Source organism: Roseomonas sp. CECT 9278 (genome assembly GCF_918698155.1).
In the GTDB taxonomy this organism is placed as follows: domain Bacteria; phylum Pseudomonadota; class Alphaproteobacteria; order Acetobacterales; family Acetobacteraceae; genus Neoroseomonas.
Genome location: NZ_CAKKLX010000002.1, coordinates 16,607 through 27,470 on the forward strand (window position 1 = coordinate 16,607; position 10,864 = coordinate 27,470).

General features: G+C 71.6%; 13 protein-coding genes. 11 read left to right on the top strand and 2 right to left on the bottom strand.

Going from position 1 to position 10,864, the window contains the following annotated elements:
* Positions 1-28: 28 nt before the first annotated feature.
* Positions 29-766 (top strand): sulfite exporter TauE/SafE family protein, encoded by a 738-nt coding sequence (locus LQ222_RS01415; protein WP_230163998.1) that lies wholly within the window; start codon positions 29-31, stop codon positions 764-766.
* Positions 767-816: 50 nt separating this feature from the next.
* Positions 817-1,272, top strand: coding sequence for a hypothetical protein (locus tag LQ222_RS01420; protein WP_230163999.1), 456 nt, complete (start codon positions 817-819; stop codon positions 1,270-1,272).
* 129 nt (positions 1,273-1,401) lie between these two features.
* On the opposite strand, the gene LQ222_RS01425 is transcribed toward LQ222_RS01420, so the two are convergent.
* Complete coding sequence (locus LQ222_RS01425) at positions 1,402-2,184, bottom strand: DUF2189 domain-containing protein (protein ID WP_230164000.1); 783 nt, start codon at positions 2,182-2,184, stop codon at positions 1,402-1,404.
* A gap of 225 nt (positions 2,185-2,409) precedes the next feature.
* On the opposite strand from LQ222_RS01425, the gene ccoN reads away from it, so the two are divergent.
* From ccoN to LQ222_RS01470, 9 genes are read left to right on the top strand one after another with little or no spacing between them, the layout of a single operon-like run.
* Positions 2,410-3,840 (top strand): cytochrome-c oxidase, cbb3-type subunit I, encoded by a 1,431-nt coding sequence (gene ccoN / locus LQ222_RS01430; RefSeq protein WP_230164276.1) that lies wholly within the window; start codon positions 2,410-2,412, stop codon positions 3,838-3,840.
* Between the two features lie 13 nt (positions 3,841-3,853).
* Positions 3,854-4,588 (top strand): cytochrome-c oxidase, cbb3-type subunit II, encoded by a 735-nt coding sequence (gene ccoO, locus LQ222_RS01435; RefSeq protein ID WP_230164001.1) that lies wholly within the window; start codon positions 3,854-3,856, stop codon positions 4,586-4,588.
* An 11-nt stretch (positions 4,589-4,599) separates the two neighbouring features.
* A complete protein-coding gene (locus LQ222_RS01440; RefSeq protein ID WP_230164002.1) occupies positions 4,600-4,776 on the top strand; it encodes a cbb3-type cytochrome c oxidase subunit 3 in 177 nt (58 codons plus the stop codon).
* 15 nt (positions 4,777-4,791) lie between these two features.
* Complete coding sequence (ccoP, locus tag LQ222_RS01445; RefSeq protein WP_230164003.1) at positions 4,792-5,655, top strand: cytochrome-c oxidase, cbb3-type subunit III; 864 nt, start codon at positions 4,792-4,794, stop codon at positions 5,653-5,655.
* 10 nt (positions 5,656-5,665) lie between these two features.
* Complete coding sequence (ccoG, locus tag LQ222_RS01450; RefSeq protein ID WP_230164004.1) at positions 5,666-7,174, top strand: cytochrome c oxidase accessory protein CcoG; 1,509 nt, start codon at positions 5,666-5,668, stop codon at positions 7,172-7,174.
* Entirely contained in the window at positions 7,171-7,641 is a 471-nt protein-coding gene (locus tag LQ222_RS01455; protein ID WP_230164005.1) for a FixH family protein, read from the top strand. Before ccoG ends, LQ222_RS01455 begins: the two co-directional genes overlap by 4 nt.
* Positions 7,638-9,980 carry a heavy metal translocating P-type ATPase gene (locus LQ222_RS01460; protein ID WP_230164006.1) on the top strand — a complete coding sequence of 781 codons (2,343 nt, stop codon included), beginning with the start codon at positions 7,638-7,640 and terminating at the stop codon, positions 9,978-9,980. The genes LQ222_RS01455 and LQ222_RS01460 overlap by 4 nt, the downstream gene beginning before the upstream one ends.
* Positions 9,981-9,983: 3 nt before the next feature.
* Positions 9,984-10,145, top strand: coding sequence for a cbb3-type cytochrome oxidase assembly protein CcoS (gene ccoS, locus LQ222_RS01465; protein ID WP_230164007.1), 162 nt, complete (start codon positions 9,984-9,986; stop codon positions 10,143-10,145).
* Positions 10,142-10,324, top strand: a complete 183-nt coding sequence (locus LQ222_RS01470) for a hypothetical protein (RefSeq protein WP_230164008.1) — start codon at positions 10,142-10,144, stop codon at positions 10,322-10,324. The genes ccoS and LQ222_RS01470 overlap by 4 nt, the downstream gene beginning before the upstream one ends.
* On the opposite strand, the gene LQ222_RS01475 is transcribed toward LQ222_RS01470, so the two are convergent.
* On the bottom strand, positions 10,325-10,777 hold the full coding sequence (locus tag LQ222_RS01475; RefSeq protein ID WP_198378001.1) for an Lrp/AsnC family transcriptional regulator: 453 nt from the start codon (positions 10,775-10,777) through the stop codon (positions 10,325-10,327). It lies immediately after the preceding gene.
* Between the last annotated feature and the right edge of the window lie 87 nt (positions 10,778-10,864).

Sequence of the window (10,864 nt, forward strand, 5' to 3'; positions counted from 1 at the left end):
CGCGCGCGGCGCATGGTAGATGTGCGCCATGGAGTTCCTGGCGAATTGCCTGCACGACCTGACGGCGCTCGGCCCCGGCGGGGTGCCGGCGGTGATGGCGGCGCTGTTCCTGGCGGGGCTGGCGGGCGGGGCGACGCATTGCGCGGGCATGTGCGGGCCCTTCGTGATGGCGCAATCGGCCGCGGTGGCGGACCGCGCGGCGGGCGGTGGCGCGCTGGCGCGCGTGGCGGGCGCGGCGCTGCTGCCCTATCACGCGGGGCGGATGCTGGGGTACGGCGTGCTTGGCGCGGCGGCGGGCGGCTTCGCGGGGGTCGTGGCGCTGGGCACGGGGTTCCGCTTCGTGCTGGCGGGGCTGCTCGTGCTGGCGGCGGTGCTGATGTTCGCGCAGGCCAGCGCACGCATCGCGGCGCTGCTGCCGCGGATGCCGGCGCCGCGTCTGCCGGGCGTGCTGGAACGCCAGATGGGGGCGCTGCTGGCCGCACCCACGGGGCTGCGCGGCGTGGCGCTGGGGCTGATGCTCTCCGCACTGCCTTGCGGCTTGTTGTATGGCGCGCTGGCCGGGGCGTCGGCGACGGGCTCGGCGCTGGGCGGGGCGCTGGCCATGGCGGCCTTCGTGGCAGGCACGGTGCCGGCGCTGGTGGGCGTTGCGCTGCTCGGGCGCTTCTTCGGGCGGCGCGCGGGGCCGGGGATGCGCGCGGCGGGCGCGGCGCTGTTCGCGCTGAACGGGGTGGTGCTGGCGGCGATGGCCGTACGGGTGGTGGCCTGATGGCGCGGCAGCTGGCACCAAGGGCGCCGCAACTCCAGGGTCCCTGCCGCATGCACGACGCGCCGCCTGTCCTGCTGGATGCCGCCTTGCGCTTCGCCGATCCGGGCACGGGCTGTGCGGTCGTGGTCGAGCAATGCGCGAAGGCCTGCTACGCCTATCTGCATGATCCGCAGGGCCGGATCTGCGCCGATGCCTGGCTGTGGAACGTGCTGGCCGCGCCCGCCGAGCCCGAATGGCACGACCGGTCGGACAAGGCGGCCTGGCTGTCGCGCACGCCGTTCCTCAACCCCCGCCACCTCGTGCGCGACGACGTGGCGCTGCCGCCGCTGATACGCGCCGGGCAGCTTCGCGTGACCTGGTCGGCGGGGCCTGGCGGGGCGTGCGCGTCGATCCTGCTCGATGGCCGGCTGGTCGGACGCCTGCGGCCCAACGAGACGCCGGGCGCCGCGCTGTTGGCGCGTGCGGACGGACCCCTGGCGCGCAGGCTGGACCCCGGCCCGGCGTAGTGTCCTGCCCGCTGCGTGCGTGGGTCTGCCCACGCACGCAGCGGGCAGGCAGGTCACTGAAAACACAGGCCGGTGTCCCGGTTGCGAAGCCCACAGGGCTTCGGAACCGGGACACGAGGCGCGCCCGGGTCAGGCCTGCACAAGATCCCGATAGGCATGCCAGGTGGCGTGCCCGACCAGCGGGATCACCAGTGCCAGGCCCAGGAAGAAGGGCACCATCGCCATCGCCGTGAACACCACGATCAGCCCGGCCCAGAACAGCATCGCGCCCGGATTGGCCAGCACCGCGCGGACCGAGACCGAGATCGCCTCCATCGCCGTGAGTTCCGGCCTGTCCACCAGCATCGGGATCGACACCGCCGATATCGCGAAGGCCGCCCCCGCCAGCACCGCCCCCGCGCCGGTGCCCACGATCAGGAAGGGCAGCAGCATCTCCGACCGCAGCATCGCCATCGGCAGGGCTTCGAGCGACGGCGTGAAGTTGATCCCGAACATCAGCATGAAGATCAGCGCCGCCACGCGCACCCAGAACAGGTGCAGCACCACCAGCACCACGCCCATGAACGCCAGCTGCCCGCCATTGCGCGTGAAGCCGCCCATGCAGGCGGCGAAGGTCACCGGCTGGCCGGCTTCGCGCAGCCGCGAGGCCTCGTACAACCCCGCCGCCAGGATCGGCGCCACCATGAAGAACCCGGCCGAGGCCGGCAGGATCGCCCAGGCGGTGCGCGCCCACAGCAGCAGCATCGCCAGCACCCAGCCCGCGAGGGTGAGCGCCCCGCCATAGAAGAAGCCGACCTGCGGGTTCGCCATCAGGTCGCGCCAGCCCGCCGTGAGCCAGGCCCATGGCCGGTCGGGCGCGACCGTGCGGATGGTGGCGGGTCGGCGGGCGGCGGCCGGCACGTCGCTTGGCATGGCGGATCCTCTCCCGGTGGCCGTCGCGCAGACTAGTCGTGCTGCACCGCAAGAAACTTGATCCGGATCAAGGACGCCTCGCCATCCCCGGCGTTCCCTGCCGCCCGTGGCGTGCCTCGCGACTCCGCGTCGGCGCCAGTGCAGGAGAGATCGGTCGTGGCATCAGCAACGGCAACCGCCGCCCTGGCCCCGGGGCAGGCATGGCGGGCGCAGGAGGAGACCTATGTGGAGGCGCCGATCCGCGCCTTCGCGGTCATCACGGCGTTCTGGGGCGTGGTGGGCTTCCTGGCGGGCGTGGTGATCGCATCCCAGCTGGCCTTCCCGCTGCTGAACCTCGACCTGGAATGGACCACCTTCGGGCGGCTGCGGCCGCTGCATACCAGCGCGGTGATCTTCGCCTTCGGCGGCAATGCGCTGATCGGCACCTCGCTGTTCGTCGTGCAGCGCACCTGCCGCGCACGGCTGTTCGGCGGTGACGATGCCGGCTGGTTCCTGTTCTGGGGCTACAACTTCTTCATCGTGATCGCCGCGCTGGGCTACGTGCTCGGTGTCACGCAGTCGAAGGAATATGCCGAGCCCGAATGGTATGCCGATATCTGGCTGACCATCGTCTGGGTCGCCTACCTGGTGGTCTTCGCCGGCACCATCATGAAGCGCGAGGAACCGCACATCTACGTGGCGAACTGGTTCTACCTCGCCTTCATCATCACCGTCGCCGTCCTGCATATCGGCAACAACATCTCGATCCCGGTCGATATCGGCGCGTCGGCGTCCTACTCGGCGACGCCGGGCGTGCAGGGTGCCATGATCCAGTGGTGGTACGGCCACAACGCGGTCGGCTTCTTCCTGACCGCCGGCTTCCTCGGCATCATGTACTACTTCATCCCGAAGCAGGCGGACCGGCCGGTCTATTCCTACCGGCTGTCGATCGTGCACTTCTGGACGCTGATCTTCCTGTATATCTGGGCCGGTCCGCACCACCTGCACTACACCGCGCTGCCCGACTGGGCGCAGGTGCTCGGCATGGTGTTCTCGATCGTGCTCTGGATGCCCTCCTGGGGCGGCATGATCAACGGGCTGATGACGCTCTCGGGCGCGTGGGACAAGCTGCGCACGGATCCCGCGCTGCGCTTCAGCGTCACGGCGGTCGGCTTCTACGGCATGTCCACCTTCGAAGGCCCGGTCATGTCGATCCGCGCGGTGAACGGGCTGTCGCACTACACCGACTGGACCATCGGGCACGTGCATTCCGGCGCCATGGGCTGGGTCGGCTTCATCACCTTCGGCGCGCTGTACTACCTGTTCCCGGTGCTGTGGCGGAAGAAGGCGATCTGGAGCGAGAAGCTCATCGCCTGGCACTTCTGGCTCGCGACGCTGGGGATCGTCTTCTACATCACCGCGATGTGGGTCTCGGGCATCATGCAGGGCCTGATGTGGCGGGCGTATGACGAGCTCGGCTTCCTCCAATACTCCTTCGTCGAGACGGTGGAGGCGATGCACCCCTACTACGTGATCCGGCTGCTGGGCGGGCTGCTGTACCTCACCGGCGCGCTGATCATGGCCTTCAACCTGTGGAAGACGGTGACCGCCGGCGAGGAGGCCGCGCCGGCCCCGGTCGCCGCCCCCGCTTCCTCCATCGCCGTCGCGGCGGAATAAGGGGAGCACGCAGATGTTCGCATGGCTTCGCGACCACGGCATCATCGAGCGCAACGTGGTGCTGATGGCGGTGCTCACCCTCATCACCATCTCGATCGGCGGGCTGGTGCAGATCGTGCCCCTGTTCGCCATCGAGACCACGATCGAGCGCGTGGCGGGGGTGCGCCCCTACACGCCGCTCGAACTGCGCGGGCGCGACATCTACATCCGGGAGGGCTGCTACAACTGCCATTCCCAGATGATCCGCCCGTTCCGCGACGAGCTGGAACGCTACGGCCACTACTCGCTGGCGGCCGAGAGCATGTACGACCATCCTTTCCAGTGGGGTTCCAAGCGCACCGGGCCGGACCTGGCGCGCGTGGGCGGGCGGTATTCGGATGACTGGCAGGCGGCGCATCTGCGCTCCCCGCGGGACCTGGTGCCGGCGTCGATCATGCCGCCCTATGCGTTCCTCGATCGCCCGCTCGATGTCAGCGACATCCAGCGGCGAATGCGGGCGCTGCGCGCCGTCGGCGTGCCCTATAGCGACGACATGATCGCCAATGCGGCGGCCGACCTGCGCGCGCAGGCCGTGCCCGACGCCGATGCCGCCGGCTTCCAGGGCCGCTACGCCCGCGCCCGGCAATCCGCCTTCGACGGCAATCCCGGCGTGGTGACCGAGATGGATGCGCTGGTCGCGTACCTGCAGATGCTCGGCACGCTGGTGGATTTCCGCGACGTCACCCCCGCCCAGCTGCGCCAGCCGTAAGGGACCGCGCGATGCAGACGCTGATCGAAGGCCTGCCCGCGCTGCGCGCGATGTGGGTGGTGTGGTTCTTCGTGCTGTTCCTCGGGATGCTGTGGTTCGTGCTGCGCCCGTCGAAGAAGCGGCACTTCGAGGACCAGGCCGATATTCCGTTCCGGGACGACACATCCCGCCCGCGCAGCACACGCTGACAGGAGCATCCGAGGATGCCGACCAAGATCGAGAAGGACGCCCTGACCGGCACCGACACCACCGGCCATGAATGGGACGGGGTGAAGGAGCTGAACAACCCGCTGCCCAAGTGGTGGCTGTACACCTTCTATGCCTGCATCGCCTTCGCGGTGGTGTGGATGGTGATCTACCCCTCCATCCCCGGCTGGAAGGGCACCAGCGGCTGGGTGGCGCGCGAGGCCGTGGTGGCCGAGGTCGCCGCCGCGCAGGCGCGCAACGCCCCGATGATGGCCCGGCTGCGCGAAGCGACGCCCGCGCAGATCCAGGCCGACCCCGAGCTGCGCGCCTTCGCCCAGGCCGGCGGGCGCGTCGCCTTCGCCAACAACTGCGCCGGCTGCCACGGCGCGGGCGGGCAGGGCGCGCTGGGCGGCTTCCCCTCGCTGGCCGATGACGACTGGATCTGGGGCGGCTCGCTGGAGGCCATCCAGCACACCATCCGCCACGGCGTGCGCGCCAATGAAAGCGACGACCAGCGGCAATCCATCATGCCGCGCTTCGGCGCCGACGGGCTGCTGACCCGCGCGCAGGTCGACGACGTGGCGGAGCATGTGCTCTCCCTGGCCAACCGCGCCACCGACCCGGCGGCCGCGGCGCGCGGCGCGGTGATCTACGCCGAGAACTGCGTCGCCTGCCACGGCGATCGCGGCGAAGGCAACCGCGAGGTCGGCGCGCCGCGCCTGTCCGACCAGGTCTGGCTCTATGGCGCCAGCAAGCGGGACATCGTGGCGATGATCAACAACCCCCGCGCCGGCGTGATGCCGGCCTGGCAGGGCCGGCTCGACCCCGCCATGGTCAACATGCTGACCGTCTACGTGCATTCGCTCGGCGGGGGCGAATAGGCCGCGCGCCATGAGCACGATCGACGCACCGCACCGCGCGAAGGCGGACCGGCCGGCGGCATCGCCCGCCGCCGGGCAGCCGTTGTATGCGGACCGCGTGAAGGTCTATCCGAAGCGGGTCTTCGGCCGCGTGCGCTCGGTGAAGTGGGCGGTGCTGGTGGCGTGCCTGGCGCTGTACTACGTGCTGCCCTGGCTGCGCTGGGACCGCGGGCCTGGCGTGCCCGACCAGGCGGTGCTGGTCGATATCGCCCATGCGCGGCTGTTCTTCTTCTGGGTCGAGCTCTGGCCGCAGGAGATCTACTTCCTGGCCGGCGCGCTGATCCTGGGCGCCTTCGCGCTTTTTGCGGTGTCCTCGCTGTTCGGGCGGCTGTGGTGCGGCTTCACCTGCCCGCAGACGGTCTGGACCGACCTGTTCATGTGGGTCGAACGCTGGATCCAGGGCGACCGCAATGCGCGCATGAAGCTCGACCAGGGGCCGCGCGATGCGAATTGGTGGACGCGCAAGGCGCTGACGCACGGCGTGTGGCTGCTGATCGCGGCCGCGACGGGTGGCGCCTGGGTCATGTACTTCAACGACGCGCCGAGCGTGACGCACGCCATCCTGACCGGGCGCGCCAGCCTGGAGGTGTATTTCTTCTTCGCGCTGTTCGCCGGCTTTACCTATCTGCTGGCGGGCTGGGCGCGCGAACAGGTCTGCACCTACATGTGCCCCTGGCCGCGCTTCCAGGCGGCGATGCTCGATGAGAACTCGCTGGTCGTGACCTATCGCGACTGGCGCGGCGAACCCCGCGGCAAGCCGCGTGACGCCGCCACCGGCGATTGCGTGGACTGCTTCGCCTGCGTGCATGTCTGCCCGACCGGCATCGACATCCGTGACGGGCAGCAGCTGGAATGCATCGGCTGCGGCTTGTGCGTCGATGCCTGCGACAGCGTCATGGGCAAGCTCGGGCGCCCGAAGGGGCTGATCGCCTTCGAGACGCTGAGGAACCTCTCGGCCAGCGCCGCCGCCACCGCCGCGATGCCGCCCGGCGAGGCACGCTTCAAGGCCGGCATGGCGGCGCGCCACCTGCCGCGCTTCATCCGCCCGCGCACCATGATGTATGCCGGCGCCCTGGCGGTCGTCTCGCTGGTCATGCTGGGCGCCTTCCTGCTGCGATCGACGCTGGACGTCACCGTCATCCGCGACCGCGCGCCGCTGTTCGTGCGGCTGTCCGATGGCGGCATCCGCAACGCCTACACGGTCAAGATCGTCAACAAGACACGCGAGGAAGCGCCGCTCGCGCTGGTGCTCCAGGCGCCCGAAGGCTTCCGCATGGTGGTGCAGGACGTGCCGGACGACGCTGAGGGCCGCCCGCTGCTGTCGCGCCGCGCCGATGGCATCGCGCAGTATCGCGTGCTCGTGACGGTCCCCGGCGGGCAGCGCGTGGCGGACTCCACGCCGGTCACCTTCCGCCTGCTCGACGCGACGGGCCGCGCCGTGGCCAGCACCTCCAGCACCTTCGCAGGACCCCGCCCATGAGCGCGACCTACGATCCGAAGCGCAGCCGCTGGATCCCCTGGGCCTTCGTCGGCGGCATGGCGCTGGTCGTCGTGGTGAACGGGATCATGGCCTACTACGCCATCTCGACCTTCACCGGCGTGACGGTCCCGCGCGCCTATGAACGCGGCCGCGGCTACGGCCAGGTGCTGGCCGAGGCCGCGCGCCAGGATGCGCTCGGCTGGACCGCCCATGTCACGCTGGCCGGCGGCGCGCTGGCCGTGATCGCGACCGATCGCGACGGCCGCGGCATCCCCGGGCGCATCGAAGGCATCCTGCTGCGCCCGCTGGAGGGCCACGAGTTCCCGCTCGACTTCGTGGCGCGCGGCACCGGGCGCTGGGCGGCGCAGGCGCTGCCCGCGCAGCGCGGCCAGTGGGAAGCGCGGCTGACCCTGTTCGGCCCGGACGGCACGCCCTTCGACATCCGCCGCCGCGTGGCGGTGCCATGAGCCTTCTCGGCCGCACCCAGCCGGTCGCGTCGGGCGCGGTCTCCGTCGCGGCCTGCGCGCATTGCGGCGCGCGGCTGGCGCCAGGCCAGGCGCGATTCTGCTGCGCCGGCTGCGAGGGCGCGCATGGGCTGGTCGCGGGCCTCGGGCTCGATGCCTTCTACCGGCGCCAGGCGACCGAGGCCGGCACGCTGCGCCCGGAAGCCGCCGCACCGGCGCTGGACTTCGCGCCCGTCGCGACCGCGCAAGGCGATGGCGTGCAGCGGCTCGACCTCGTGGTCTCGGGCTTGAGCTGCGGCGCCTGCGTCTGGCTGGTCGAACAGGCGCTGGCGGTGGAGCCGGACGTGCTCTCCGCCCGCGCGGCCTTGGCGACGCGACGGCTGACCATCACCTGGCGCGGCGCGGCGGCGCGGGCGAACGACCTCGCGCGCGTGCTCGCGCGGCTGGGCTTCCGCGCCGCGCCCTGGTCGCCCGCCTGCCTGCGCGCCACCGAGGATGCCGAGGGCCGCAGGCTTGCCCGCGCGCTGGGCATCGCCGGCTTCGGCGCGATGAACATCATGCTGATCTCGGTGGCGGTCTGGGTCGGCGGGGATATGGGGCCGTCGCTGCGCCACGGGCTGCATTGGCTGGCGGCGATGATCGGCCTGCCGGTGGTGCTGGTGGCGGGGATGCCGTTCTACGCATCGGCCTGGGCGGCGCTGCGCGCGGGGCGGCCGTCCATGGACCTGGCGGTGTCGCTGGGGGTGCTTGCCACCGCCGCGATGTCGCTGTCCGAGACCATCCGCAACGGCCCCTATACCTGGTTCGACGGCGCCACCATGCTGCTGGCGCTGCTGTTGGCCGGGCGCGTCTTCGACCGGGCGGCGCGGCGGCGTGCCCGGCAGTCGGTCGCGGAACTGCTGGCATTGCAGGACGGGTTGGTCACGCGCCTGCGGCCCGACGGGCGCGGCGAGAGCGTCCCGGCCGAGGCCGTGGCCGCCGGCGATCGCGTGCTGGTCGCCGCCGGCGAGCGCCTGCGCCTCGATGGCAGGAGCGACGACGCGGCCTTGCTGGACGCCGCCGCCACCACCGGCGAGAGCCTGCCGCGCAGCTTCGCGCCCGGCGACGCGCTCCCGGCCGGCGCCGTGAACATGGGCGCCGCCTTCACCATGACGGTCAGCGCGGCGGCCAAGGACGGTTCGCTCGCCGCCATGGCGCGGCTGCTGGAACGCGCGGAGCAGGCGAAGGGCCGCTTCGTCGCCATCGCCGACCGTGCCGCGCGCCTGTACGTGCCGGTGGTCCATGCGGTGGCGGCGGCGACCTTCTTCCTGTGGTGGGGCGTGCTGGATGCGCCGTGGCAGGTTGCGCTGGTGCATGCGGTCTGCGTGCTGCTGATCACCTGCCCCTGCGCGCTGGCGCTGGCGGTGCCGGCGGTGCAGGTGGTGGCGGTGGGCGCGTTGTTCCGCCGCGGCGTGCTGGTGACCTCCGCCACCGCGCTGGAACGCCTGGCCAGCGCCGATTGCGCCGTGTTCGACAAGACCGGCACGCTGACCGAAGGCCGGCCGGTGCTGCTGCCCGGCGGCCACGACGCCGGCGTGCTGGCACGCGCCGCGGGGCTGGCGGGGGCGTCGCGCCATCCGCTGGCGCAGGCGCTGGTGCGCGCCTGCCCCGACGCGCCGCTGGCCGATGCCGTGCGCGAGGTGCCGGGGCAGGGGCTGGTGGCCGGCGCGGCGCGGCTCGGTTCGCCTGCCTTCGTCGGGCTGCCGCCATCGGCCGACGGCATGACGCTGGCCTTCCGCGAGGGCGACGCAGCGCCCGTGCTGTTCCGCTTCGCCGACCGCATGCGCGATGACGCGCCAGAGGCGGTGGCCGCGCTGGCGTCGCTGGGGCTCGCACCCGAACTACTGTCGGGCGATGGCGAGGGCGCGGTCGCCGCGCTCGCCTGGCAGGCGGGAATCGGCGGCTGGCAGGCCGGCGCCGACCCGGTGGCGAAGCAGGCGCGCATCGCCGCGCTGCTGGCCGAAGGGCGCCGCCCGCTGATGGTGGGCGATGGCATCAACGACGCCGCGGCGCTGGCCGCCGCGCATGTCTCGGCCAGCCCTGCGGGTGCCACCGACCTCGCGCAGACCGCCGCCGACCTGGTGCTGCAGCGCGAGGGCCTGGCGATGCTGCCGGCGGCGGTGCGCATCGCGCGGCGCGCGCAGGCGATCGCCCGGCAGAACATCGGCTTCTCGGTCGGCTACAACGTGCTGGCGGTGCCGGTCGCGGTGGCGGGGCTGGTCACGCCGCTGGTCGCCGCGGTGGTGATGGCGTCGTCGTCCATCATCGTCGTGCTGAACGCGCTGCGGGCGGGCAGGGACTGACGCATGGACGTGCTGCTCTACCTCATTCCCGTCTCGCTGCTGCTGGGGCTGCTCGGCCTGGTGGCGTTCCTCTGGGCGCTGCGGTCGCGCCAGTATGACGACCTGGACGGTGCGGCCGCGCGCATCCTGTTCGACGACAAGCCCCGCAAGGAAACCCCGCCATGACCGGAACCCGCGCCTTTTTCCTGATGTTCTACGCCGTTCTGGCGCTGGTCGGGCTGTTCCTGGCGGCGGCGGCGAAGGATGCCGGCATCACCATCTTCGCCTGGGGCCTGGTGCTGTTCGGTGTGCTGAACGCCTACCGCACCATCGGCGCGCATTACGACGGTGCCGGCCGCCACTGATCACGGCACCGGGGAGAGCGTCCGCTTCAGGCAGCGCAGCGTGAAGGCGGTGCGCGTGTGGCGCACGCCGGGCAGGCGGTAGATCTTCTCCCGCAGCAGCGCCTCGTAGCCCGCGGTGCCGCCGACCGCGGCCTTCAGCACATAGTCGTATTCGCCCGTCACCAGCCAGCATTCCAGCACTTCGGGGATGGCCAGCACGGCTTCCTCGAAGCGCGCCAGGTGCGTGTCGTCGTGGCGTTCCATCATCACCTCCAGGAACACCGTGTCCGGCAGGCCGAGCGCGGCCTGGTCGAGCAGCGCGTGGTAGCCCTGGATCACGCCCGCCTGCTCCAGCCGCTTCACCCGCGTCCAGCACGGCGAGGGCGAGAGGCCGACCTCCTCGGCCAGTTCGGCATTGGTCAGCCGCGCGCGGCGGGCCAGGGCACGGAGGATCTTGCGGTCGATGGCGTCCATGCCGGCAGGATGTTCCGCCTGTTCGGCGCTGCACAACAGGAATCGGAAAATATCGCCGCTGGACCGGGCGCATCATCCTGCCATTGG